16 protein-coding genes and 6 pseudogenes are annotated in these 26,315 nt (G+C 63.1%); 8 read left to right on the forward strand and 14 right to left on the reverse strand.

Features of this window, described 5'->3' with window-relative positions; translation table 11 throughout:
- Positions 1-310 (reverse strand): IS66 family insertion sequence element accessory protein TnpB (tnpB, locus tag DBO86_RS07895; RefSeq protein WP_146173172.1); only part of this gene is annotated, 310 nt, incomplete at its 3' end.
- 39 nt (positions 311-349) lie between these two features.
- On the opposite strand from tnpB, the gene rarD reads away from it, so the two are divergent.
- Positions 350-1,237, forward strand: coding sequence for an EamA family transporter RarD (gene rarD, locus DBO86_RS07900; RefSeq protein ID WP_108233416.1), 888 nt, complete (start codon positions 350-352; stop codon positions 1,235-1,237).
- A gap of 318 nt (positions 1,238-1,555) precedes the next feature.
- On the opposite strand, the gene DBO86_RS07905 is transcribed toward rarD, so the two are convergent.
- Both DBO86_RS07905 and DBO86_RS07910 read right to left on the reverse strand, forming a co-directional pair.
- Positions 1,556-2,074 (reverse strand): glycine cleavage system transcriptional repressor, encoded by a 519-nt coding sequence (locus DBO86_RS07905; RefSeq protein ID WP_092378092.1) that lies wholly within the window; start codon positions 2,072-2,074, stop codon positions 1,556-1,558.
- Positions 2,075-2,107: 33 nt separating this feature from the next.
- Entirely contained in the window at positions 2,108-2,557 is a 450-nt protein-coding gene (locus DBO86_RS07910) for a GNAT family N-acetyltransferase (protein ID WP_092378095.1), read from the reverse strand.
- Between the two features lie 304 nt (positions 2,558-2,861).
- On the opposite strand from DBO86_RS07910, the gene DBO86_RS07915 reads away from it, so the two are divergent.
- On the forward strand, positions 2,862-5,039 hold the full coding sequence (locus DBO86_RS07915; protein WP_108233417.1) for a malate synthase G: 2,178 nt from the start codon (positions 2,862-2,864) through the stop codon (positions 5,037-5,039).
- Between the two features lie 126 nt (positions 5,040-5,165).
- On the opposite strand, the pseudogene DBO86_RS07920 reads toward DBO86_RS07915, so the two are convergent.
- Positions 5,166-7,230, reverse strand: a pseudogene (locus DBO86_RS07920) (LTA synthase family protein).
- Positions 7,231-7,395: 165 nt separating this feature from the next.
- Between DBO86_RS07920 and DBO86_RS07925 the strand changes: the two are divergent.
- Both DBO86_RS07925 and DBO86_RS07930 read left to right on the forward strand, forming a co-directional pair.
- Positions 7,396-9,327: a putative nucleotidyltransferase substrate binding domain-containing protein gene (locus DBO86_RS07925; protein WP_108233418.1), complete on the forward strand. Its 1,932-nt coding sequence runs from the start codon at positions 7,396-7,398 to the stop codon at positions 9,325-9,327.
- Positions 9,324-10,025 carry a 3'-5' exonuclease gene (locus tag DBO86_RS07930; RefSeq protein ID WP_003463851.1) on the forward strand — a complete coding sequence of 234 codons (702 nt, stop codon included), beginning with the start codon at positions 9,324-9,326 and terminating at the stop codon, positions 10,023-10,025. Before DBO86_RS07925 ends, DBO86_RS07930 begins: the two co-directional genes overlap by 4 nt.
- 269 nt (positions 10,026-10,294) lie before the next feature.
- Here the strand turns inward: DBO86_RS07930 and trhP are convergent, their stop codons facing one another.
- From trhP to DBO86_RS07950, 4 genes and pseudogenes are all read right to left on the reverse strand, one after another.
- On the reverse strand, positions 10,295-11,602 hold the full coding sequence (gene trhP / locus DBO86_RS07935; RefSeq protein ID WP_074855408.1) for a prephenate-dependent tRNA uridine(34) hydroxylase TrhP: 1,308 nt from the start codon (positions 11,600-11,602) through the stop codon (positions 10,295-10,297).
- A gap of 164 nt (positions 11,603-11,766) precedes the next feature.
- Positions 11,767-12,273: a hypothetical protein gene (locus DBO86_RS07940; RefSeq protein WP_104727952.1), complete on the reverse strand. Its 507-nt coding sequence runs from the start codon at positions 12,271-12,273 to the stop codon at positions 11,767-11,769.
- Positions 12,274-12,364: 91 nt separating this feature from the next.
- Positions 12,365-14,134, reverse strand: a pseudogene (locus DBO86_RS07945) (sodium:solute symporter family protein).
- Positions 14,135-14,140: 6 nt separating this feature from the next.
- Positions 14,141-14,401 (reverse strand): DUF4212 domain-containing protein, encoded by a 261-nt coding sequence (locus DBO86_RS07950; RefSeq protein ID WP_003463859.1) that lies wholly within the window; start codon positions 14,399-14,401, stop codon positions 14,141-14,143.
- A 219-nt stretch (positions 14,402-14,620) separates the two neighbouring features.
- Here DBO86_RS07950 and DBO86_RS07955 point away from each other — a divergent pair, with 219 nt between their 5' ends.
- Positions 14,621-15,019 (forward strand): TonB-dependent receptor domain-containing protein, encoded by a 399-nt coding sequence (locus tag DBO86_RS07955; protein WP_003463861.1) that lies wholly within the window; start codon positions 14,621-14,623, stop codon positions 15,017-15,019.
- 192 nt (positions 15,020-15,211) lie between these two features.
- Here DBO86_RS07955 and creD read toward each other — a convergent pair.
- Positions 15,212-16,260 (reverse strand): annotated as a pseudogene (creD, locus tag DBO86_RS07960) (cell envelope integrity protein CreD); the annotation flags it as partial.
- 175 nt (positions 16,261-16,435) lie between these two features.
- On the opposite strand from creD, the gene DBO86_RS07965 reads away from it, so the two are divergent.
- The 3 genes from DBO86_RS07965 to DBO86_RS25805 all read left to right on the forward strand — a co-directional run bounded on the left by DBO86_RS07965 (position 16,436) and on the right by DBO86_RS25805 (position 21,035).
- A complete protein-coding gene (locus DBO86_RS07965; protein ID WP_108233419.1) occupies positions 16,436-18,067 on the forward strand; it encodes a VRR-NUC domain-containing protein in 1,632 nt (543 codons plus the stop codon).
- Complete coding sequence (locus tag DBO86_RS07970) at positions 18,064-20,364, forward strand: ATP-dependent DNA helicase (protein ID WP_108233420.1); 2,301 nt, start codon at positions 18,064-18,066, stop codon at positions 20,362-20,364. Before DBO86_RS07965 ends, DBO86_RS07970 begins: the two co-directional genes overlap by 4 nt.
- Before the next feature lie 290 nt (positions 20,365-20,654).
- On the forward strand, positions 20,655-21,035 hold the full coding sequence (locus DBO86_RS25805; protein WP_125874017.1) for a hypothetical protein: 381 nt from the start codon (positions 20,655-20,657) through the stop codon (positions 21,033-21,035).
- 403 nt (positions 21,036-21,438) lie between these two features.
- Here the strand turns inward: DBO86_RS25805 and creC are convergent.
- From creC to DBO86_RS07995, 5 genes and pseudogenes are all read right to left on the reverse strand, one after another.
- Positions 21,439-22,859: pseudogene (gene creC / locus DBO86_RS07975) on the reverse strand (two-component system sensor histidine kinase CreC).
- Between the two features lie 19 nt (positions 22,860-22,878).
- Positions 22,879-23,508 (reverse strand): annotated as a pseudogene (gene creB / locus DBO86_RS07980) (two-component system response regulator CreB); the annotation flags it as partial.
- Positions 23,509-23,756: 248 nt separating this feature from the next.
- Positions 23,757-24,197 (reverse strand): CBS domain-containing protein, encoded by a 441-nt coding sequence (locus tag DBO86_RS07985; protein ID WP_003463876.1) that lies wholly within the window; start codon positions 24,195-24,197, stop codon positions 23,757-23,759.
- 157 nt (positions 24,198-24,354) lie between these two features.
- A pseudogene (locus DBO86_RS07990) lies at positions 24,355-24,793 on the reverse strand (methyl-accepting chemotaxis protein); the annotation flags it as partial.
- Between the two features lie 117 nt (positions 24,794-24,910).
- Complete coding sequence (locus DBO86_RS07995; RefSeq protein ID WP_074855405.1) at positions 24,911-26,149, reverse strand: HD-GYP domain-containing protein; 1,239 nt, start codon at positions 26,147-26,149, stop codon at positions 24,911-24,913.
- Positions 26,150-26,315: the final 166 nt, after the last annotated feature.

Genomic DNA, 26,315 nt, shown 5'->3' on the forward strand with positions numbered 1-26,315 from the left:
GGTCGATACCGTCCAGCAACCAGTTCAGCTCCTGGGCCGTCAGCACGATCGCATCGTCGCCAGGCTGCGGATGCGACTTGAAGCGCTCAGCCTCCAAGCGCTTGAGCCACAGGCAGAAGCCGTTGCGCTCCCAATACAAAATCTTCACGCGATTGCGCGCGCGATTGAGGAAGACGAACAGCACGGGGTCGAAGACCGCCACCTTGATATCCAGCTCGACCAGAGCGGCCAGGCCGTCAATGGATTTGCGGAAATCCACCGGCTTGGGGTAGAGGTAGACTTTTTCAACTTTAGCGTCGGGGCGCATCATGGTGGCTGGCTCCAGAAAGAAATCGGAGCACAGCATTGACTGGCCTGCGGATCATTTGAAGATGGGGTTTGTGGAGCGCTTACCATCATCTGGGGCCTGTTCCCGCTCTACTTCAAAGCCCTGCAAAGCGTCCCGGCGATGGAAATCATCGTGCACCGCGTGCTCTGGTCCGCGCTGTTCGGTGGTCTGTTGCTGCTCGTCTGGAAGCACCCTGGCTGGTGGCGCGAGCTGCGCGACAATCCCAAACGCCTGGCAGTGCTGGCCGGCTGCGGCCTGCTGATCGCGACCAACTGGCTGGTGTACGTGTGGGCGGTGAACAATGACCGCATGATCGAGGCCAGCCTGGGCTACTACATCAACCCGTTGATCAACGTACTGCTCGGCCTGCTGATTCTCGGCGAGCGCCTGCGCCGCTTGCAGTGGCTGGCCATCGCCCTGGCCGCGCTGGGTGTGCTGCAGCAGCTATGGCAGGTCGGCAGCCTGCCCTGGGTGTCGCTGGTGCTGGCGCTGACCTTCGGTTTCTATGGATTGATTCGCAAGCAGGCGCCCGTGGCAGCCCTGCCCGGGCTGGTGGTGGAAACCTGGCTGCTGGTGCCGGTAGCGTTGGCCTGGCTCGCTCTGCACCCTGCAGCGATGAGCAGCCAGGCAAGTTTCTGGACCAGCAGCGAAGCACTGTGGCTGGCAGCCGCCGGGCCGATCACCCTGGTGCCGCTGGTGTGCTTCAACGCCGCGGCGCGGCATCTGCCCTACACCACGTTGGGCTTCCTGCAATACCTGGCGCCGACCCTGGTACTGCTGCAGGCCATCCTGCTGTTCGATGAGCATTTCTCGCCGAGCACCCTGCTGGCGTTCGCCTGCATCTGGGCCGGGCTTTTTGTATACAGCCTGGATATCTGGCTGAACCTGCGCAAGCGGCGCAGCGCGTAAGCGCTGGTGCGCACGGCGCACCCTATGACCGAGCGCAGGCGGATCTGCGAACCTCGTAGGGTGTCGCGGGGCCGCCCAGGCTATGCACACCGGCGTCGACCGGGCCCTGAGCAGAAAACACTCAACCGCCGCCAGACCGCGCCAGCCTTGGGACGGAGCCTGTCCCCCCGGCTTATCCACAGATCCATCCCCGGCATTTGTGCACAAACCATTGATCCTGCTGCATTTTTAGCCAGCCAATGAAAAACCCCGGGGCACTAGGCAGTGCGCCGGGGCTCCCCAGTTTATCCACAGGCTGATCCACGCATACCGTGGATATCAATCCTCAGCGCGCAGATTCAGCTCCACCATCAGGTCATCGGCCAGGGTTTCCAGGCGTGCCTGCAATTGCTCCAGCGCCAGCGTTTCCGGCACGGCCAGCAGTGCTTCGGCGGTGAACAGCAACTCGCCGCTCATCGGCGCTGGCGCCACCTCGGTCAGCAGGCTCTCCAGGTTGACACCCTGCTCGGCCAGCACACGGGTGATATCACGGACGATACCGGGTCGGTCATTACCCACAAGCTCCAGACGAATCGCAGTGAAACGCCCGCCCGGCTCGCTGCCGCTGGCCGCCAGCTGCACACGAATACCCTGTGCACTGAGCGCTTCGAGCGCCTTGATCAGGCCGCCGTGGGCCTCGGCCGGCACATCCACCCGCACGATTCCGGCGAACTGCCCGGCCATGCGCGCCATACGGCTCTCCAGCCAGTTGCCACCATGATTGGCCACGCAGCCGGCCAGACGCTCGACCAGACCCGGTTGGTCCTCGGCAATCACCGTCAGTACCAGATGGTCCATGTACTACCTCACTCGTTTACAGGATTGGGAAGGTCAGCCGCGTAGCGACAACCAGTAAGTGAAGAACTGCTCGTCACGCACGTAGCCAAGACGCTGGTAAAGGCGCTGGCCGGCCAGATTGGTCTTCGCCGTCTCCAGTTGCAGACCGCAGGCGCCGGTCGCCTCGGCATGCACGCGGGCGGCATTCATCAATGCCTCGCCCATACCCGAGCGGCGGGCGCGTTCGTCGACATACAGATCACTGAGCAACCAGGCCGGTTCCAGCGCCAACGAGGACTGAAAGGGATAAAGCTGCACGAAGCCCTGCGCGGCGCCCTGCTCGTCGCGAGCAATGAACAGTTGCGAATCACCGCGCTGCAGGCGCTGGCCAAGAAAGCTGGCAACTTCCGCCGCCTCCCGCGGCACTTGGTAGAAGCGTAGGTAGCCGACGAACAGACGGGTGAGATCAACAAGGTCAGCAGCAACAACAGCGGATACCGTCATGGCAGGCTCCGGAATGACTGAAAGGCAGTATAGGCGAGGTGGCGTAGGCCATATCGGCGCACTTGTCAGCAGCCAACTCAATTAATCGTGTACGATTTTTTCTTATTTTGTGGAACAATATCGCACTTTTTTGCACGCAAAGAGCACTAAATGTGACCATAAATAGTCTTGTGGTCGCAGACTGACGCTACCCCGCTGCATTTACCCAGGATCTTGATGTAGTATGCCGCGCTTTGGACTACAAGACGGAAAACCCGTCTCCAAAGCGGCTATTGAGTAGAGCTCAGAGAGAGTGAGGCAAGTGATGACTGAACGCGTTCAAGTCGGCGGCCTGCAGGTCGCCAAAGCCCTGTACGACTTCGTGAACAACGAAGCCATTCCCGGTACCGGCATCGCTGCCGACCAGTTCTGGGCCGGTGCCGCTGCGGTCATCAAGGACCTGGCGCCGAAGAACCATGCCCTGCTGGCCAAGCGCGACGAACTGCAGGCGCAGATCGACGCCTGGCACCAGGCGCGCAAGGGGCAGGCCCATGACGCGGCTGCCTACAAAGCTTTCCTCCAGGAAATCGGCTATCTGCTGCCTGAGCCGGAAGACTTCCAGGCCACCACTGCCAATGTCGACGAAGAGATCGCCCGCCTGGCCGGCCCGCAGCTGGTGGTGCCGGTGATGAACGCGCGCTTCGCCCTGAACGCCTCCAACGCCCGCTGGGGCTCGCTGTACGACGCACTGTACGGCACCGACGTGATCAGCGAAGAAGGCGGCGCCGAGAAGGGCAAGGGCTACAACAAGGTGCGCGGCGACAAGGTCATCGCCTTCGCCCGCGCCTTCCTCGACGAGGCCGCGCCGCTGGCTGCCGGCTCTCACGTCGACTCCACCGGTTATGCCATCGTCGACGGCAAGCTGGTCGTTGCCCTCAAGGGCGGCAGCAACAGCGGCCTGCGTGACGACGCGCAACTGGTCGGTTTCCAGGGCGAGGCCAGCGCACCGATCGCCGTGCTGCTCAAGCACAACGGCCTGCACTTCGAAATCCAGATCGATGCCTCCAGCCCCATCGGCAGCACCGACGCCGCCGGCGTCAAAGACGTGCTGATGGAAGCCGCGCTGACCACCATCATGGACTGCGAAGACTCCGTCGCCGCCGTCGATGCCGACGACAAGGTGGTGGTCTACAAGAACTGGCTGGGCCTGATGAAAGGCGACCTGGCCGAGGACGTGTCCAAAGGCGGCAAGACCTTCACCCGCACCATGAACCCGGATCGCGTCTACACCCAGCCGGACGGCTCCGAGCTGACCCTGCATGGTCGCTCGCTGCTGTTCGTGCGTAACGTCGGCCATCTGATGACCAACCCGGCCATCCTCGACGCCGAAGGCAACGAGATCCCGGAAGGCATCCAGGACGCGCTGTTCACCAGCCTGATCGCGGTGCACAACCTGATCGGCAACACCAGCCGCAAGAACACCCGTACCGGCAGCGTGTACATCGTCAAACCGAAGATGCACGGCCCGGAAGAAGTCGCCTTCACCAGCGAAATTTTCGCCCGCGTCGAGGATGTGCTGGGCCTGGCCCGCAACACCCTGAAAGTCGGCATCATGGACGAAGAGCGTCGCACCACCGTCAACCTCAAGGCGTGCATCAAGGCTGCCAGCGAGCGCGTGGTGTTCATCAACACCGGCTTCCTCGATCGCACCGGTGACGAGATCCACACCTCCATGGAGGCCGGCGCCGTGGTGCGCAAGGCCGCCATGAAGAGCGAAGCCTGGATCGGTGCCTACGAGAACAACAACGTCGACGTCGGCCTGGCCACCGGCCTGCAAGGTCGTGCGCAGATCGGCAAGGGCATGTGGGCCATGCCGGACCTGATGGCCGCCATGCTCGAGCAGAAGATCGCCCACCCGCTGTCCGGCGCCAACACCGCCTGGGTCCCCTCGCCGACCGCCGCCACCCTGCACGCGCTGCACTACCACAAGGTCGACGTGTTCGCCCGTCAGGCCGAACTGGCCAAACGCACCCCGGCTTCGGTGGACGACATCCTGACCATCCCGCTGGCCAAGGACACCAGCTGGTCAGCAGAAGAAATCCGCAACGAGCTGGACAACAACTCGCAAGGCATCCTCGGTTACGTGGTGCGCTGGATCGACCAGGGCGTGGGCTGCTCCAAGGTGCCGGACATCAACGACGTCGGCCTGATGGAAGACCGCGCCACCCTGCGCATCTCCAGTCAGCTGCTGGCCAACTGGCTGCGCCACGGCATCGTCAGCGAAGCGCAGGTGGTCGAAAGCCTCAAGCGCATGGCACCGGTGGTCGATCGCCAGAACGCCAACGACCCGCTGTATCGCCCGATGGCCCCGGATTTCGACAACAACGTCGCCTTCCAGGCCGCGCTGGAGCTGGTCATCGAGGGCACCAAGCAGCCCAACGGCTACACCGAGCCGGTGCTGCATCGCCGTCGTCGCGAATTCAAGGAAAAGAACGGCCTGTGATTCGCCTGGCACCTCGACCATAAAAAACCGCCCTTCGGGGCGGTTTTTTTATGGGGAGTGTCGCGGCTAAAGCCCCTCCCACAGGGCACTCAACTTTGTGGGAGGGGCTTTAGCCGCGACAGACAACTAGCGCGTGGCCTGCGCCGCCTTGTCCGCTGTTACCCCGGTGGTATTGCCCAGCAGACTGGTTGTCGCGGTCTGCACGAAGGCCGACAGCTTGCGCTCCAGATCGCTGCGCCGCTGCGCATCGTCGATCACTTCGGCACTGGCCTCGTGGCCAAGCTGGTAGCGATACAGGCGCGCATCACGGTCACGCGGTTTGACCAGGATGTTGTCGCCCGTCACCAGGCCCACGGTCTGGTCGCTCCCGGACGGTTTGATCACCGCCACGCCGGCATCGCCCTCAGGCAGCGCCAGCAGGTCGCGGCCCCAGCATTGCTGCTGCACCGGCTGGCCGAGACGGCCCATGATGGTTGGTACCACGTCGATCTGGCTGCCGACGGTGTCGCGGTTATTGCCGAAGGTTTCCTGCACGCCGGGGCCAATCAGCAGCAGCGGGATGCTGAAGCGCGACAGGTCCATCTCGGTGATCTGCTCGTCGTTGCCGAAGCCATGGTCACCCAGCACCACGAACAGGGTGTCCTTGAAGTAGGGCTCCTGGCGCGCCTTGGCGAAGAACTGGCCGAGCGCCCAGTCGGCGTAACGCATGGCGGTCAGGTGCTCGTCCAGCGAGCCGTGGCCGGTGACGCGTTCGACCGGCAGATCCTCCGGCAGGGCGTAAGGCGTGTGGTTGGACAACGTCTGCAGCAGTGCGTAGAACGGCTTGCCCTGGCGCCCCAGCTTGGCCAATTCATCGGCACCACGGCTGAACATGTCCTGGTCGGACACGCCCCAGGTCGGGTCGATGAAGACCGGGTCGACGAAATCGTCGCGGCCGACGAAGTTGCGCATGCCCTGGTTGGCGAAGAAGCCGGACTGGTTATCCCAGGCGAAGCTGCCGTTGTACACGTACACATCGTCATAACCACGGGCACTGAGCAACTGCGGCAGGCCGGAGAACTGGTGGCCACCTTCGGGCATGCGCATCAGGTATTCGAACGCCGGCAGGTTGGGGAAGCAGGCCATGGTGGCGAACATGCCCTGGTGGGTGTGGGTGCCGTTGGAGAACACGCGCTGGAACAGCAGCCCCTCCTTGGCCAGGGCATCGAAGTTGGGGGTAATGCCGTCCTGGTTGCCCATGGCGCCGATGTAACGGCCGGCCATGCTCTCAATGAGAATGACCACCACGTTGCGCACCTGCGGCAGTTGGCCTTCGGCCGGTGGCGTGTATACGCGGCGCACGGCGGCCAGGTCGGCATCGAGCAACTGATCGCGTGGGGTCAGCAGCAGGTCGCGGGTGATCTGCCGCGCTTCGTCAGCCGGCAGGGTGGCCTTCCAGCTGTTGTCGCGGTGATCGGAGAAGAAGTTCTCGGCGGCATCGACCAGGGTCAGACTGCCGTTGAGGCCCAGGTGATTGGCGAACATCGAATCGGTGGTGTAGGCGTCGCCCCAGCGCAGCGGCGGGCCGGAGCGCAGGGTGCCACGCGCAGCGACCACGCAGACCAGCAGAAACAGCACGAACACGGCGATGCGAGCCGGCCAGCGCGGCGGCGCAGCATGCCCGTGCGCACGCGTGGCGCGCTCGATACAGCGGAACAGCCAGGCCAGCAGCAGCGTGGCCAGGGCCCAGGCCAGCAGCAGGCGCAACACCGGGAAACCGTTCCAGATCATGCTGGTGACGGTGCCCAGGTCCTCCTGCATGTACTGGAACACCAGACTGTTCAGGCGCTGATGGAATTCGCGGTAGAAATTCAGCTCGACCACGGCAAAAAACAGACACAGGCTGGTGACGACGGTCAGCCAGGCTACATGCAGACGCCGCGCGCGCATCGCAGTCACACTCAGCAGCGACAGACTCAGCGGAATGCACAGGTAGACGACCAGACGCAGGTCGAAGCGCGCCATTGACGAAGGCCTCGGCGAAGGTGCTGACCGATGTATCGGCGATCAGCGCCTGGTTGTAGGCCAGCAAGCCCAGCCGAGCCAGGGCGAAAAGCAGCAGCATGCACAGCGCGCTGCCGAGGATGAAAGCCAGGTGACTACCAACACTGACCTGCGCCGCCTTGCGGGCAGCTGGTACGGATGACTGCATGGATGTGCCTTGCTCTTTATGGCATAGGAGGGCCGGTGCAGCTTGCCTGAGTGCAGGTCAAAATTTCGTCAAAACTGCGTTGTCTGCACCCTACTTAGGTGCAATGGGCAAGCCGGCCAGCCAGGGCCACACTGACAGCATCCCGAAACTGCGAGGCGCACGCCCATGAGCAAGGCCGACGCGATGGCCGATGCGGGCAAGACAGCGGTGCTGCAGAACATCCACGGCACCATGGAGTTCCTGCAGAAGTTTCCGCCCTTCAACCAGATGGACACCGCCCACCTGGCGTTTCTGGTCGAGCACTGCCAGCTGCGCTTCTATGCCGAGGGCGACTCGATCATCAAACCCAGCGATGGCCCGGTCGAGCACTTCTACATCGTCAAGCAGGGCCGCGTGCACGGTGAGCGCCCACACAGTGCGCGGCGTGGCACCGAGACCACCTTCGAGATCACGGCTGGCGAGTGCTTTCCCCTGGCGGCGCTGATCGGCGAACGCGCCACGCGTACCGAGCACCTGGCCGCCGAGGACACCTTCTGCCTGCTGTTGGCCAAACACGCCTTCATCAAGCTGTTCGCCGTTTCCAACCCGCTGCGCGACTTCGCCCTGCGCGGGGTCAGCAGCCTGCTCGATCAGGTCAACCAGCAGGTACAGCTGCGCGCGGTGGAAACCCTCGGCGCGCAATACTCGCTGGACACCCGTCTGGGCGAACTGGCCATGCGCCAACCCATCGGCTGCGCGCCCGACACGCCGCTGCGCGAGGCGGTGCGGCTGATGCACGAACAGCATGTCGGCAGCATCGTCATCGTCGATCCGGCCGAGCGGCCGCTGGGCATCTTCACCCTGCGCGACCTGCGTCGGGTGGTGGCCGACGGCGTCGACCTGGCCCAGCCGATCAGCAACCTGATGACCCCCAGGCCCTTCCACCTGGCGCCGGACGCCAGCGCCTTCGACGCCGCCATCGCCATGACCGAGCGGCATATCGCTCACGTTTGCCTGGTGGACCACGAAAAACTCTGCGGGGTGATTTCCGAGCGCGACCTGTTCAGCCTGCAGCGCGTCGACCTGGTGCATCTGGCACGCACCATCCGCCACGCCGGCAAAGTCGAGACCCTGGCCGGGCTGCGCAGCGACATCCGCCTGCTGGTCGACCGCATGCTCGCGCATGGCGCCAGCTCGACGCAGATCACCCATATCGTCACCCTGCTCAACGACCACACCGTATGCCGGGTGATCGAGCTGACCCTTGAAGAAATGGGCGATCCGGGCATTCCCTTCACCTGGCTGTGCTTCGGCAGCGAAGGCCGCCGCGAGCAGACCCTGCACACCGATCAGGACAACGGCATTCTCTTCGAGGCCGAAAGCGCCAGCGAGTCTGCTGCCATCCGCGAGCGCCTGCTGCCGATCGCCCGCGAGATCAACCAGCGCCTGGCGCAGTGCGGCTTCACCCTGTGCAAGGGCAATATCATGGCCGGCAACCCCGAGCTGTGCCTGTCGCGCGAGGAATGGTCGCGGCGCTTCGCCGGCTTCGTCCTCGAAGCCACGCCGGAAAATCTGCTGGGCTCGACCATCTATTTCGACCTGCGCGCGATCTGGGGCCCGGACGAAGGCTGCGAACAGCTACGCGAGGAGCTGCTCGGACGCATCGCCAACAACAGCCTGTTCCAGCGCATGATGGCGGAGAACGCCCTGCGCCACCGCCCGCCGGTTGGACGCTTCCGCGACTTCGTGGTGGCCCGTTCGGGCGCCGACAAGGACACTCTCGACCTCAAGGTGCAGGGCCTGACGCCCTTCGTCGACGGCGCCCGTTTGCTCGCGTTGGCCAACGGCATCAGTGCGGTCGGCACCCTGGAGCGCCTGCGCGCGCTGATCACCAAGGGCGTGATCGAGGCCCTGGACGGCGCCGCCTATGAAGAGGCCTACCACTTCATTCAGCAGACGCGCATGCAGCAGCATCAACTGCAGGCACGCGACGAGCTGCCCTACTCCAATCGGGTCGATCCCGACCACCTCAATCACCTGGACCGGCGTATTCTGCGCGAGTCGTTCCGCCAGGCGCAGCGCCTGCAGAGCAGCCTGGCCATGAGGTATCAGCTATGAGCAAGTTCACCTGGTTCACCGGCCGCGGTCCGGCCCTGACCCAGCAGCAGCTGCAACGCCGCGAGGCCTTGAGCGCTCCGGCGGCGTTCGACGAACGTCCGCTGCACCAGCAGCGCTTCGTCGTCCTCGATCTGGAAACCACCGGCCTGAACATGCGCCGCGATCAGGTGCTGGCCATCGGCGCGGTGGTGATCGACAACGGCGCCATCGATTTCGCCGAACAGTTCGAATGCACCCTGCACCGCCCCGACCATCAGGCCAGCGCCAGCACGCTGATCCATGGCATCGCGCCCAGCGCAGTGGCCCGGGGTGTGGAACCGGCTGAGGCGCTGCTGGATTTCATGGAGTTCGTCGGCAGCAGCCCGCTGCTGGCCTTTCATGCCGAATTCGACCAGCGCATGCTGGCTCGCGCACTGCGCCAAAGCCTGGGCTATCGCCTGCAGCACCATTTCTTCGATGTCGCCGAAATCGCCCCGCTGCTGTGCCCGCAAGCGCGCATTCGTCAGGGCGGGCTCGATGACTGGGTCGCCGAATTCGGCCTGCAGGTGCACCAGCGCCACAACGCCAGTGCCGATGCGCTGGTGACCGCTGAACTGGCGCTGATGCTGTTCAGCAAGGCGCGCCGTCAGGGCATCGACAGTCTTTGCGATCTAGAGCGCCAACTGGCCAGCCAACGCCGGCGTCAACACGCCATGTAAACAGACGCCACGTCGGCTCGTAGGGGGGATCGGGGCGCGTAGTCGACGCTCTTTTCATCCACCTCGAGGGCAACAAACCTGGTGAATGGGTGAAGCGTCATCCACCCTACGAAGCTTATCCACAACTTCAAGGTGCGCACAGCGCACCCTACGGACTGGCCAGCCGGCGTCGGCGTCGGCAGGCCATATACAGCACATCGCCCGCAAGCGGGCTCCCACGACGCAATCCCCCGTAGGAGCCGGCTTGCCGGCGATCCATCTTGGCCGCTCTACAGATCGCGCATCAGCAATCCATAATCCAACCCCACTTCCGCCGGCAACGGCAGGTACAGCACGTGACCGTCCCCCGGCGCCACCTGCTGCGCCTGGCCCTGCGCGTTCTGCAGGTGTTCCAACGTGAAACGCAGATTGCCCTGCGGCGTCATCAGCTCCAGGCCGTCACCCACGGCGAAGCGGTTCTTCACCCGCACCTCGACCAGCTCGCCACGGCGCTCGCCGGTGAGCTCGCCAACGAACTGCTGGCGCTCCGCGACCGAGCTGCCGCGCTCGTAATTCTGGTATTCGTCGTGCACATGACGACGCAGAAAGCCTTCGGTGTAACCGCGATGCGCCAATGACTCCAGGCTGCCCAGCAGGCTCGGGTCGAATGGCTTTCCGGCCAGGGCATCGTCGATGGCTCGGCGGTAGACCTGCGCCGTGCGCGCCACGTAGAAATGGCTCTTGGTGCGCCCCTCGATCTTTAGCGAATGCACGCCCATGCGCACCAGGCGCTCGACGTGCTGCACCGCGCGCAAGTCCTTGGAGTTCATGATGTAAGTACCGTGCTCGTCCTCGAAGGCGGCCATTTCCTCGCCCGGCCGGCCGGCCTCTTCGAGCACGAAGGCTTGCGCAGTCGGCGCACCCTGGCCAAGCGTCGGCTCGACCACGCGGACGATCTCACCCAGCTCGTTCTCGGTCGCGGGCGTGGCCTGGTATTGCCAGCGGCAGGCGTTGGTGCAGGTGCCCTGGTTGGGGTCGCGGCGATTGATGTAGCCCGACAACAGGCAACGCCCGGAATAGGCCATGCACAACGCGCCATGGACGAACACCTCCAGCTCCATGTCCGGTACCTGACTGCGGATTTCCTCGATCTCTTCCAGCGCCAGCTCGCGCGAGAGGATCACCCGGCTCAGCCCCTGCTGACGCCAGAACTCGACACTGGCCCAGTTCACCGCGTTGGCCTGCACCGAGAGGTGAATCGGCACCTGCGGATAGTGCTGACGCACCAGCATGATCAGGCCCGGGTCGGACATGATCAGCGCATCGGGCGCCATCTCGATCACCGGCGCCAGATCCTTGAGGAAGGTCCTGAGCTTGGCATTGTGCGGGGCGATGTTGACCACCACATAGAACTGCTTGCCCTGCGCATGTGCCTCGGCGATGCCCAGGGCCAGGTTGGCGTGGTCGAACTCGTTATTGCGCACGCGCAGGCTGTAACGCGGCTGCCCGGCATACACCGCATCGGCGCCGTAGGCGAAGGCATAACGCATGTTCTTCAGGGTGCCGGCTGGCGACAACAGCTCAGGGAAACGGGGCATGACCGCACGCTCGAAAATCAGGGGCTGGCGATTCTATGCAGGTGGCAGGCGTGGATATTGATCTGGGTCTATCGGGCGCGGAGAAGCACCTGGTGGGTTAAATGGATCAGGCGGTCGCGTAGGGTGCGCCGTGCGCACCACTGCCGCGACACAAGAATGGCGGGCTAGCGACACACTTGGCGGTACAGCGCGTCGTCCTTGTCGATGCGCTTGAGCTGGGCAAGCTGAGGCTGTTTCTTCTCGTCCAGCGGCAGCAACTCGCCAGTTGTGCAATTGAGCAGATGAGCGCGGTGCGATACGTGGTCGATGTGCTGCTTCTCGAAACGATAGAGCATGAACTCGGCCACTTGCGCATCCGCCAACTGCTTGTGCACGACGCTCTTGCTGTCGAGCACGGTAAAGGCAGTGACCATCGGCACGAAGTAACTCCACGGACGCCAGAACACATGCCCCGCCTCGGTCGCCACCACCACTGATTCTGCAGGCTGACGTGCCTGCTGATGCTCGAACCAGGAGTACTCGTAGAACACCTGATAGCCCAGCATCCCCAGACCACCAAACAGTGGCACGATCCACCGCGGCAGCTTGTTGCGCGTCAATTTGCGTAGCAGCAGAGCGATACCGGCAGCGCCGAGCCCCGCGACCACGATGGCAAGCAAAGTCCACAACATATGACTGTTCCCGAAAAAAGACGGGCCTCCACTGGAGGCCCGTCTGTCAGACCCTGGACCATCGGAAGATGGCCTCAGGCCAGGATTATGCTTAGTGGTTCAGAGCGGCACCAGCACCTTTGGGGGTACGCACGCTTTCCACCAGGTCCTGGATTTCCTGCGGTGGGGCAGCAGTGACGCTCGACACCGCGTAAGCCACGGCGAAGTTGATCAGCGCACCAACGGAACCGAAGGAAGCCGGGGAGATACCCATGAACCACTGGTCCGGAGTGTTGGGCAGCATGTTGGTCTCCGGAATGAAGAACCAGCCCAGGTAGGTGAAGATGTACAGCAGGGTGACCACCAGACCGGCAACCATACCGCAGATCGCGCCCTTGTCGTTCATGCGCTTGGAGAAGATCCCCATCATCAGCACCGGGAACAGGGTCGCCGCCGCGATACCGAAGGCCAATGCCACCACCTGCGCGGCGAATCCGGGTGGATTCAAGCCCAGGTAGGTCGCCAGCAGGATCGCTGCAGCCATCGACAGCCGCGCTGCCAACATCTCGTTCTTCTCGCTGATCTTCGGATTGATCAAGGTCTTGATCAGGTCATGACTGATCGCCGAAGAAATCGCCAGCAACAAACCAGCCGCCGTCGATAGCGCCGCTGCAATTGCACCGGCCGCGATAAGACCGATTACCCAGCCAGGCAGGTTGGCAATCTCCGGGTTGGCCAGAACCAGGATGTCGTTGTTCACGGTCAGCTCGTTACCGTTCCAGCCACGCTCCTGAGCGGTCGCGGTGAAGGCCGGTGCAGCATCGTTGTACATCTGGATGCGGCCGTCACCGTTCTTGTCTTCCCACTTGATCAGGCCGGTCTGTTCCCAGGTCTTGACCCACTCAGGACGCTCTTCATAGGACAGAGCCGGGGCGGAAGCGCCTTCCGGATAAATAGTGGTCATCAGGTTCAGGCGCGCCATCGAGGCAACGGCCGGAGCGGTGAGGTACAGCATGGCGATGAAGATCAGGGTCCAGCCAGCGGACCAGCGCGCATCGGCTACCTTCGGTACGGTGAAGAAGCGAATGATCACGTGCGGCAGACCGGCAGTACCGATCATCAGCGACAGGGTGAACAGCACCATGTTCAGCTTGTTGTCGACATCCGCGGTGTAGGCAGCGAAGCCCAGGTCACGCACCACTTCATCGAGTTTCTGCAGCAGCGGCACGCCGGACTCGACGTGGTCACCGAACAGGCCCAGCGGCGGGATCGGGTTACCGGTCAGCTGCAGGGAGATAAAGATGGCCGGGATGGTGTAGGCCACGATCAGTACCACGTACTGAGCGACCTGGGTGTAGGTGATGCCCTTCATGCCACCGAATACGGCGTAGGCGAAGACCACCGCCGCAGCGATCCAGATACCAGTGGAGTTGCTCACTTCGAGGAAGCGCGAGAAGGCAACACCGGCACCGGCCATCTGGCCGATCACGTAGGTCACGGAGATGATCACCAGTCAGATCACCGCAGTCAGGCGTGCGCCTCGACTGTAGAAGCGATCACCGATGAAATCCGGCACGGTGAACTTGCCGAACTTGCGCAGGTACGGTGCCAGCAGCATCGCCAGCAGCACGTAGCCACCGGTCCAGCCCATGAGGAAGGTGGAGTTGGCATAACCACCGGCGGCAATCAGGCCCGCCATGGAAATGAAGGAAGCAGCGGACATCCAGTCAGCGGCCGTCGCCATGCCGTTGGTGATCGGATGCACACCACCGCCAGCGACGTAGAACTCCTTGGTGGAGCCGGCACGCGCCCAGATGGCGATGCCGATATAGAGCACGAAGGACGCCCCTACGAACAACATGTTGATAACGAACTGGCTCATGACCACTTACTCCTCAACGCCAAATTCTTTATCAAGTTTGTTCAGTCTCCACGCGTAGTGAAAAATGAGCCCGATAAAGAAGAGGATTGAGCCTTGCTGGGCGAACCAGAATCCGAGGTCGGAACCGCCAACGGAGATTCCCGCGACCATCGGACGCAGGATCATGGCGAATCCGTAGGAAACCAGCGCCCAGACAATCAGGCTCCAGGTGATGAGCCGCACATTGGCCTTCCAATAGGCCGCGGCATTGCTTTGTTCAGAAGTCATAGACGCCTCCGGTTATTGTTATTCTGATGCATCTTCAAGCTAGCAGCAGGCCAGCACCTACCGACAGCTAGACATTGGTATTAGCAGGCTGCTGAACACCCCCCCGGCACTGGCCCCCTGCCCCATGCAGTTGTTGCCCGAACCATCAACGGCCTGCCAGAACTGTAGAAGAAAAGTGGCGTTTTCAAAGGTGACCGGCAACATCACCCCGCATGGCGGGTGATCGGCGGCTATGCCTATGTCGACGCCGAAGTGACCGAAAGCACCACGACCACCATACCGGTGGGCTCGCGCCTGGCCAACGTGCCACGGCATAGCTTCAACCTGCTCGACACCTACGAGTTCGACAGCGGCGCACTGGCCGGCCTGGGCCTGGGCGTTGGTCTGAAATATGTCAGCGAGCGTCAGGGCCAGGCCAGCAACAGCACCTTCGACATGGACGGCTACGGCCTGGTCGACCTGCTGGCCTACTACCCGCTGACCGAGAACGTGCGCCTGAACCTCAACCTCAACAACGTCTTCGACAAGCACTACGAGGAACGTCTGGAGCTATCCGGGCGAACCGCGCACCCTGCATGCGGGGATTTCGCTCAGCCTGTAAAAACGGGCGCCAGGTGAACCCGGTTCATCTGGCTTGCCACCTCGTCTCACCATGCAAGCACGCCTTCTGCCGCACCTCGGTATATAACCTCTGACAGATCCGTTGTTGCGTCTGCCATTGACGAAACAATCCGGCAATCCGCCGCGCCAGCAGATGCCCGGCACGCGCCTCCCCGCGCAGACCGATATGCCCGCTCATGAGCGATACCACAGGCGCATAAAGCCCAGCGCCAGCAGCAGGCCCACCAGGGCGTACTGCACCGGATGCACGGCCAGGCGTTTGAGCACTTCGAAGAGAAAGAAGGTGGCGAAGGTCAGGGCAATGAACAGCAGCGCATATTTGATCGCGCGGTCGGTCTTCAGGTACTGATCCACCGGGTCGACAAAACTCACCCCGAAGTTGCGGCCGAATAGGCCCTGGCAACGCTCGGCGCCCACGCAGTCGCGCAATGCCTCTTCCAGGTTGGTGGCGAAGAAGCTGGTCTGCCACTCGGCGCTGAAGCCCTTGTCAGAGATTTCGCGGCGGCTCGGCAGGTATTCACCGACGAAGCTCGGGTGCGGCCAGTCGGAACTCAGCTTGACCCGGCTGTCGCGCCCGACCGGCACCACCGACAGTTGCTCGGTGCCCTGCAGCTTGAGGTCGAAAGCGAAGTCGAGCGTCTGCCCACTCTGCGCGTCCAGCGCAGGAAGCGGCGCATGCACGCCGGCACCGAAATTGTCGTCACCGCTGCCCGGCGCGAAGCTCTGGGTCTGGCCATTGAGGCGCAGTTGCAGGTCGTTGCTGATGCCATGGATATCGCTGATGCCGACCGAGAGGAAGGGTTTCTCGAAGCGGTAGAAACCGAGGTCGTCGCCCAGCCCCAGGCGCGCCGGCAGGCGGAATTGGCCGCTGACCTGGCTGTCGCTGCGATACAGGCGCGCTTCATAAATGCCGCGGGCACGCAGCTCGGTGCCAACCGCTCCTTCAAGCACGAAGCGCTCCGGCAGGAAGTACAGGCGACCACGCCGTTGACGCTTTTCGCTATAGCGCTCGCCGGTCTTTTCGTTGGTCTTCCATTCATGGGTGGTCTTGATGTAAGGCAACACCAGGGCCCGGTGATCTGCTGGCTGTAGCTGGAACTGCGGGTAATGCCCTGCATCACCTCATAGCGCAGGCCCTGGCGCTCATCGACCAGGCCATCGATCATCAACAGGGGAATCATCAGCAGCAGAATCAACAGGGCAATGGCGCCCAGCTTGAAACTCAGGGAACTGCTCATGGGTACGGCTCTCCGTAGCGAGTGAAAGTACGGCAGAGTCTGGGCAGCGATGATGGGAGGCGTGTGGGGCGCACGTGGAGATTGTGTGGAGAATGCGGGAGCGCTGTAAGCCGATTTGTCATCCAGCAGCTCGGCGGCACTGGCATCTGTATAAAAAACCAGTGAAACTTCGTCCATGCTCAACCTCGATGCCCCCGAACTCTATTACCTGGCCAACTTTCGCAAGGCGCTTGCCTGGCTCGACGCCCATCACGTTGACCTGATGGACGACGCCGAACGCGCCTTCGTTGCGGATTTCCCTCAGCTGCCCCTACCCGCCCAGGCGCTGCTGGTGCGCCTGGTGATGCGCAAGGGCGTGCACTTTCGCGTGAGTAAACTGCGCTACGCCGAGATCGGCGATATACCGAGCGCTGCCGCACCGCTGCTGCAACGGGGCTGGCTGATCGACTGCGCCGCCCTGAACTTCGACGAACTCGGCGCCCTGCTGCTCAAGGACGAACTGGCTGCGCATTTCGCCAGCGATCTGCCACGCGGCAACCTGAAGAAAAGCGAAGTGCTCGACCATCTGCGCGAATTGCACAGCGAACCCCGCAGCCTGGCGGACTGGTGCCCAAATCTGGACGAGCGCCTGCTGAGCCTGGCCATCGGGCCACTGTGTGACCGCCTGCGCCTGATGTTCTTCGGCAACCTGGCGCAGGACTGGTCGGAATTCGTGCTCGCCGACCTGGGCATCTTCCGTTACGAACAGGTGCCGATCACCCCAGGTTCGCGCGGTTTTCGCAGCCGCCAGGATGTGGACGACTACCTGCACCTGCGCGCCTGCCGCGAGGCCTTCGAGGTCGGCATGCCGGTGACCGAGGTTCTGCAGCACCTTGGCGATTTCTCCAGCGACAGCCCGCATATCGGCGAACGCCACCAGCGCCTGCTGCTGCAATTGGCTCAGCATCTGGAGCGCGCTGGCGAGCTGGACTCGGCGCTGGCGCTATACCGCGACACCCGCGCAGTAGGTTCGCGACAACGGCAGATCCGCGTGCTGGAACGCCTGAGCCAAGATGCCGAGGCGCTGGCCCTGGCCGAACAGGTGATCGCAGCGCCGCACAACGCCGAAGAGGCGCAACTGGCCGAAAGGGCGCGCACACGCCTGCGCAAACGCCTCGGCCTACCAGCTGCGACCAAGGCAGCGAAGCTGATCGAGGATCGCCTCGACCTGCGCCTGCCGCGAGCTGCCAGCGTCGAGCTGGCTGTGGCCATGCACTTGGCAGAACCCGATGCACCCGTGCATTACGTGGAGAACACGCTGATCTGCGGGCTGTTCGGCCTGCTCTGCTGGGAGGCGATCTTCGCCCCGCTGCCTGGCGCCTTCTTCCACCCCTTCCACACCGGCCCGGTGGATCTGCACCGCGCCGACTTTCACGCCCGTCGCAGCGAGCTGTTCAGCGCCTGCCTGGCGCGCCTGGAGGACGGCAGCTACATCGAGGCCATGCGCCGCACGCACGCCGAGAAGTTCGGCATTCAGTCGCCCTTCGTGTTCTGGGAACTGCTCGATACCGAACGACTGGAGCAGGCGCTGGCCTGCCTGCCACCGGCGCACCTGGGCGCCTGGTTTCGCCGCCTGCTGGCCGATATCCGCGAAAACCGCGCCGGCATGCCCGACCTGATCCAGTTCTGGCCGGCCGAGGGCCGCTACCGAATGATCGAGGTGAAAGGCCCGGGCGACCGCCTGCAGGACAACCAGAAACGCTGGCTGGCCTTCTGCGCCGAACACGGCATGCCAGTCAGCGTGTGCTACGTGGAGTGGAGCGATTGAGCCTGCGTATCGCCGTGCGCGAGCTGTGCGAGTTCACCGCCAAGGAAGGTGACCTCGACCTGCGCTTCACCCCCTCGCCCACCGCGCAGGAAGGCATGGCCGGGCACGCCACCGTGGTTGCCCGGCGCGGCCCGGATTACGTCTCCGAGCTGCCACTGATCGGCGAGTTCGAGGGGCTGACGGTCAGCGGCCGCGCCGATGGCTTCGACCCCGAGTTTCGCCTGCTGGAAGAAATCAAGACCCATCGCGGCGACATCTCGCGCATCCCGGCCAACCACCGCCTGCTGCACTGGGCGCAGGTGAAGATCTACGGCTGGCTGCTGTGCCAGGAGCTGGGCTTCGAGGAACTGGATCTGGCGGTTGTCTACTTCAACGTCATGACCCAGCAGGAAACGGTGTTCCGCGAACGCCACAGCGCGGCCTCGCTGGGCGAGTTCTTCGCCCTGCACTGCCGCCGTTACATCGAATGGGCGCGGCAGGAGCAGGCGCATCAGCAAGCACGCAATCAGGCATTGGACGCGCTGGAGTTCCCCTACGGCGAATTTCGCCATGGCCAACGGCAACTGGCAGAAGCCGTGTACCGCGCCGCGCGCGACGGCCACTACCTGCTGGCGCAGGCCACCACCGGCATCGGCAAAACCCTCGGCACCCTGTTCCCGCAGCTCAAGGCCATGCCTGGCCAGCAGCTCGACCGCCTGTTCTTCCTCAGCGCCAAGACGCCAGGCCGGCGCCTGGCACTGGATGCCCTGCAACGCCTGCGCGAACCCGACACGCCGCTACGCGTGCTGGAACACGTAGCCCGCGACAAGGCCTGCGAACACCCAAGCAAAGCCTGCCATGGCGACTCCTGCCCATTGGCCAAGGGCTTCTACGACCGCCTGCCGGCAGCGCGCAGCGCGGCGCTGAAGGAACGCTGGCTGGATCAGCAGGCGGTGCGCAATATCGCCATCGCCCATGGCGTATGCCCCTACTACCTGAGCCAGGAGCTGTGCCGCTGGAGCGACGTGGTGGTGGGCGACTACAACTACTACTTCGACCTCGGCGCCCTGCTGCACAGCCTCACCCTGATCAACCAGTGGCGCGTCTGCCTGCTGGTGGACGAAGCGCACAACCTGGTGGAGCGCGGACGCGGCATGTACAGCGCCGAGCTGGATCAGGCGCGCTTCAAGGCCATGTGCCGCGATGCGCCGAAGCGTCTGAAAAGCGTGCTGGAACGGGTCGACCGCCACTGGGATCAACTGCACCGCGAGCAAGAGGTGCCCTATCAGGTCTACCCGCTGGCGCCGGACTTGCTGCTTGCCGCGCTGGGCAAGGCGGTCAGCGCCATCACCGACCTGCTCACCGACCAGCCCGAAGGCAATGGCGGTGAGCTGCTCAGCTTCTATCTCGACGCCATGCTGTTCTGCCGCCTGGCGGAGAGCTTCGGCCCGCACTCGCTGTTCGACATCAATCGCATGGAGGCCGGCAACGGGCGCGGCTACTCGGCCCTGTGCATCCGCAATATCCTGCCGGCGCCCTTCCTCGGCCCACGCTTCGAGGACGCCCACAGCGCCACGCTGTTCTCCGCCACCCTCAGCCCCAGCCACTACTACCTCGACCTGCTCGGCCTGCCGGAAGAGACCCAGTGCCTGGACGTCGCCTCACCGTTCAGCGCCGAACAACTGCACGTACAGGTGGTGCGCAACCTGTCGACCCGCTACCAGCACCGCGACGCCTCGTTGGCGCCGATCTGCCAGTTGATGGCGAGCCAATACGCCGAACGCCCCGGCAACTACCTGGCCTTCTTCAGCAGCTACCAGTACCTGGAACAGGTGCTACAGGAGCTGCGCTGCGACCACCCGCAGATCCCGGTGTGGACGCAGTCCCGGCAGATGGACGAAGCGGCGCGCCAGGGCTTTATCGAGCGCTTCCAGATCGGCGGCCGCGGCATCGGCTTCGCCGTTCTCGGCGGTGTATTCGGCGAAGGCGTGGACCTGCCCGGCGAACGCCTGATCGGCGCCTTCGTCGCCACCCTCGGCCTGGCCCAACTCAACCCGATCAACGAAGAAATCCGCCAGCGCATGGACACCCTGTTCGGCAACGGCTACGACTACACCTACCTGTACCCCGGCCTGCAAAAGGTCGTACAAGCCGCCGGCCGGGTGATCCGCACCCCAGAAGACCAGGGCGTGCTCTACCTGATCGACGACCGCTTCGCCCGCCCCGAAGTCCGCCGCTTGCTGCCGAGCTGGTGGCAAGTTGAACTGCTGCGCTTGCCATACAAAACACCCACACCCGAGCCGCAACCCGACCTGTAGGATCGGGTGGGCGGCATTCCGTTTTAGCCGCGATCATCACCGCCAGAGAACCGTAGCCAGGGCTGAGCGAAGCAATACCCGGGAGGATCGTGAGCGTCAGCACGCCACGACTGAATACGAGTTGCCAGCGGTTATCCGACATGGTGTATAACCTGCCAAACACCCCACCGCCTCGCTGCAGGCCGCGAGATAGAGAAGGATTTCGAAAATGACCAGAAAGGTTATCCACCAAAACCACCCGCAGGTTATGCACCATTTGGTGTCTATTTATAGTTAGGCTATTTCAAAGCATGAGTATGATTGCTCGCATCACCGTAGCCCTTATCCTAGTTATTGTTATAGGTAGCATATATCTAAACTTCACAACGCCTCATACAGAAGAGCAGTCGTTTGACACCACCTTATGGAGTGAGCTCAAAAAAGAATCCATGTTAAACGACCCTGGCTGCGTTCGGGGCGGGATGGCTCTATCTCTAATACGAAATGAACGGTTAACTGGCCTTAAAAAACATGAGGTAGATAAACTTTTAGGAGAAGCTACAACACCTTCAACTACTAATGAATTTCGCTATAGCCTCGGTCAGTGCCATTGGGACTGGAAACACAGCTCTATGGTAGTGCGCTTCAATGCCAGCGATGTTGTAACAAGTACATTTATCGAAGTTGAATAAATTACTAAAATCAGTACAGAAACTAAATTACCAATCAGTCGGGGCACAGCGTCAGCGCTACACCGCCTAACAACTTATATGGACTCTCCCCACAAGTAGTGAGCAAAGCTTTGCCTTTGCACCTGTCGTCAGCGCGGTTGCATTCGTATATCCGGCCTGTTCTGAGCGCTAAGGAAGACATAGTGGCGTGGACAACGCGAAGCTTGTCCACCATGCCTGGATTGAGCGCAGCGAAAACAGGAACGTCGCGTTGCTACCCATCCTAAACAGCCGAGAAGTTTCGCGGCTGAAGCGGAGTGCCGCCCAGCCGCTCCTACAAAGGCTGACGCTCAGGCTGTTGAGGGAGGCGCTTTAGCGGCGAGTCGCGGCTAAAGCCCCTCCCACAAGGCAACAGCAGCGCTGCCTACGCGGGTAGTGTCAGACGTACTTCCACACCGCCTTCGACATTACCGATCTGCAACTCGCCACCATGCAGCTCGGCCACCTCCTGCACAAAGTTCAGGCCCAGGCCGGTGCTCTTGCGGCCACCATTGGGGCGCGGCAGGGAGTAGAAGCGCTCGGTCAGACGTGCCAGGGCGTAGTCGGGGATGGCTTCGCCCTGGTTGAACAGGCGCAGGACGATGCGCTCGCCATCGCGTTCGGCGGCGATGCGGATGCGGCCGTCGGGTGGTGTGAAGTCCAGGGCGTTGTCCAGCAGGTTGGCCAGTGCCTGGCGCAGCAGGAAGCGCTCGCCGCGCAGGCTGAGGCCGGTCGGTATTGCCCGATCAACGTGCAGATGGGCAGCAGTGATACGCGCCTGTTGCGCTTGCAGCAGTTCGTCCACCAGTGGCGCCAGCGGCACCGCCACGCGTTCTTCCAGCCCCTGGCGTTGCTCCACCTGGGTCAGGTGCAGCAGGCGTTCGATCAGGTTCTGCAGGCGTGCGCCTTCCTGCTGGATATTGCCCACGAAGTGCTGGCGCTGCTCGACCGGCATATCACCTTCGAGCAGTTCGGCGGCGCCGCGGATGGCGGCCAGCGGGCTTTTCAGTTAGTGGGTCACGGGTGTGCACGTAACGCTCGACGTAGGCCTTGCCTTCCAGCTCGGTGCGCATGCGCTCCACCGCCTTGGCCAGTTGCCCCAGTTCGCCGCCGCGCACAGTGGGCGCCTCGGCGCGCTGCCCCTCGCTGACCGCCTGGGCATAGCGAGTGAGCTTGCCCAGTGCGGCGCTGAGCCACCAGGACAGCCCCGCGCCAATCAACAGGCCAAGGCCGATCAACCCGGCACCGAGCCAGCCAAGACGCGTTTGCGAGCGCTCGATATAGGGCTGCAGGGTGCGGTTGGGTTTGGCCACCGAGACCACGCCAATGATCTGCTCGCCATCCCTGATAGGTGCGGCGACATACATCACCGAAGAGTCGGGATCGTCCGGGTCTTCGCGGGTCGAGCGGGCGCCGTACTGGCCGCGCAGGGTCAGCAGCACATCGTTCCAGCGCGAATAATCCTGGCCGACCGCCAGGCCAGTGGAGTCGAGCAGGACGATGCCCTGGGCGTCGGTGACGTAGATGCGGTGGTTGACCTCGGCCTTGGTCAGCCCCCAGATGCTGGCCTGGGCTGGCGCCGGCCATAGGCCTCCAGTGCGTCGTTCAGGCGGCCCTCGCCGAGGGTGCCGGCCTTGACCTCGTCACGCAGGATCTCGGCCAGCAGGTTGGCGGTGTCGACCAGCGCCTCCTCGGTGCTCTGGCGTACACCGGGCGAATCTCGTCCATCACCGTGCTCAGCACGAACCAGCCGGCCAGGCCGACGAAGAGGAAGTAGACGAGGACGATGCGTACGCCAAGTGGCATGACTCAGGCCCCCCGCTTCGAAACTGTAGCCCAGGCCGCGATGCATCTGGATCGCCTCTTCGCGCGGGGCGATGGCGCGCAGTTTGGCGCGCACACTCTTGATATGGCTGTCGATGTTGCGCTCGTAGCCGGCCTCACTGGCCACGCCGAGGGCATCGAGCAATTGCTCGCGCGCATAGACCCGGCGTGGCTGGCCGAGCAGCGTGCGCAGCAGGCGAAATTCGTGGCGGGTCAGGCTCAGGGCCTGGCCATGGTAGTGAATGCGAAAGGCGGCATCATCGATCTGAAAGGTTCTCGGCGCGCTGGCTGCTGGTGCTTCACGCGGCGCCACGCGTTTGAGGATGGCCTTGACCCTGGCGGCGACCTCACGCGGGCTGAAGGGTTTGACCACGTAGTCGTCGGCGCCGATTTCCAGACCCACCACGCGGTCGATCTCCTCGCTGCGCGCGGTGAGGAAGATCACCGGTAGTTCGGAGAAGAGACGCAGGCGCTTGCACACTTCGAAGCCGCTGATATCGGGCAGGCCGACGTCGAGAATGGCCTGGTCGAAGGCGCCATTTTCCAGCAGCGTCAGCGCCTCGCCGCCCAGGCTCGACCAGTGCGTGACGAAGCCTTCAGCCTGCAGGGCATAGACCAGCGTATCGGCAATCGCGGCTTAGTCTTCGTCTACGAGTATCTGCGGCATCGGGCGTCCTGCACCTGTTGGGCAACAGCGGCAGACTGCCGGGGGCCGGATCATGCATCAAGCGGGCGATAGCGTAGGACTGGGGCAGCCCGTCAGGGGTGGTTGGCGGGTTGCACCCGCCCTACGCAACTGGCAAAACGGGAGGAGTCCATATACGGATGGAATCCGGGGGAGTGAACGGACGACTTCCCGGATTGCATTGGGCTACGCGCTCAGGGAATCTCGCCGCGGATGTACTGCTCCAGCTGACGGATCAGGTCGGCCTGTTCGGCAATGGTTTCCTTGACCAGGTCACCGATGGACAGCAGGCCAATCAGTTCGCCCTCGGCCAGCACCGGCAGGTGACGCAGGCGACGCTCGGTCATCAGTTGCATGCAATATTGCAGATTGTCACGCGGGCTGACGCTGATCACCTCACGGGTCATGATCGTGTTGACCTTGGCATCCAGCATCGAGCGGTCGGCCAGTGCCGCCTTGCGCACGTAATCGCGCTCGCTGACGATGCCGACCATACGTCCGCCGGAGAGCACCACGAGCGCACCAACGCCCTTTTCCGCCATGATGCGCAGCCCATCGAGCAGGGAGTCGTCCGCGTCGACGCTGTAGAGAAAGGTGTTGGACTTGGTTCTGAGCAGTTCGGCAACCGTTTTCATGCTGGGGGCTCCGCGTTGTTTGCAGTGTTTTTAGCAGAGTTGGCCAGCCAGGTCAGCCCGGTAATGTTCTACAAGCCGTTTATCGGCGACAGCAACCCGGATATTCCGGGTGCCCGCCTGCGTGGATCATGACGACCTCTGCAATCTTTCCCTGGTTTCAGCCGAGGGTGAAGCGCCCGGTATTCTGCGCCAGCCCTTTCGCTGCCTAGGCGCAGTTGCTCGGCAGCGCTGCTCACGGCCTGGGCGCCATCGAGCAGTTGTCCGGCGGCCTGATCGACCTGCTGGATATTGCCACTGACCTCATCGGCGGTGGCCGCCTGCTGCTCGGCAGCCGTGGCGATCTGCGCCAGTCGGTCGCTGACGCGCTGCACCGAGTCGACGATGTTCTGCAGTTCATCACCCATGGCCAGCACGCTGCCGATGTCGCCGTCGGCCTGGCTGCAGGCTTCTTCCATCAGGGTGACCGACTGTCCAACCACGCGCTGCAGGTTGTCCACGGTCTGGGCGATTTCCTGGGTCGAGTCCTGGGTGCGATTGGACAGCGAGCGCACTTCATCAGCGACCACGGCGAAGCCTCGCCCAGCCTCACCCGCACGCCGTCAGGGAAACACTGAAAAAATCGTCATGCCCGCGCAGCGGGTATCCAAAACCTGCAAAGCATCTGGGCTCACGCCATAGCGGGAGTGACGACAGATGGCTTTTGCAGCACAGTCTCAGCGGCCGCGCCCCTCCAGATCCATCCCACTCCACAACTCGTCGAGCCGCTCGAACCCCCACTCTTCGGCCGACTCGCGCCCGACGATACGGTCCTGGTCGGTAATCTTGCTCAGGTCGACGATGCTTTGCGGCAGCGGCAAGCGCGACTTGGTCGAGAAGAACACCTTGACCCTGGGCGCCAGCAGCGCCTTGGGATTCTGCTCCATGACCACCGCCAGACGCCCGCTCTGCAGGCGCACCAGCGCGCCGACCGGGTAGATGCCAACCGTTTTGACGAAGGCCTGGAACACGGCCTCGTCGAAGTGCCCCTTCCACTCGGCCATCTTGCGGATCGACTCGGCCGGGTCCCAGCCCTGCTTGTAGGGACGGTTCGAGGTGATGGCGTCATACACGTCGCAGACCGCGCCCATCTTCGCCATCAGGCTGATCTGGTCACCCTGCAGACGGTGAGGATAGCCACTGCCGTCGACCTTTTCGTGGTGATGCAGGCATACGTCGAGCACCAGCGCGCTGATCTGTTTGCTCGCCAGCAGAATGCTGCCGCCTTCCTCCGGGTGCTTGCGCACCTTGGCGAACTCGGTGTCGGTAAGCTTGCCGGGCTTGTCCAGCAGCTCCTGCGGGACGGCCATCTTGCCGATGTCATGCAGCAGCCCGGCCAGCCCGGCCTCACGCACGGCATCGTCGGGCAAGCCGAGCTTGCGCGCCAGCGCGATCATCAGCGCGCATACGGCAACCGAGTGCATGTAGGTGTATTCGTTGCTGTGCTTGAGCCGCGCCAGGCTGATCAGCACGTTGGGATGACGCAGAACCGATTCGGAAATCTCCTCGACCAGGGCCTCGGCCTGCTCGAACTGCAGCGCCTGCCCCATGCGCGCATCGTTAAACATCTCCATGACCGCCTGCCGGGAACGCGCGCAGAGTTTGACGGCCTGTTCCAGCTCCTGCTCCATCGACAGGGCTTTGACCTTGGGCGGCTCGATGGCGGCCAGCAGCCGCGCTTCGGCCTCGCATTCGGCCTCTTCTTCGGTCGTGGCCTGCACACCTGGGGCTACATCAGCCCCCTTGCCGACATCGATCCACAGCTCGGTGATCGCACTGCTGTGAATGCGGGCCAGATCCTTTTCCGAGCTGAGCATGAACTTGGACTTCCAGAAGGGGTGATCCATCCATGATCCGCAAAACTCCTGGATGTACATACCGATCCGCAGATCGGCCACCGCAATGCGTTTCAACATCGACATCATCCAGAACGGGTTGGCGAGGGAGTCCGGGAGCTGGGCCTTGTCATTGTCGGATAATTCCCTGTTTTTTCACACTGACCCGCATCAGGGCTTTGACAAAAAATGGCCATAGGCCACTGGTGACGATTTTGAGCCACACCCAACAGGTGCTTATGATGCG

The sequence above is a fragment of the Ectopseudomonas oleovorans genome, from assembly GCF_003052605.1.
Classification (GTDB): domain Bacteria; phylum Pseudomonadota; class Gammaproteobacteria; order Pseudomonadales; family Pseudomonadaceae; genus Aquipseudomonas; species Aquipseudomonas oleovorans_A.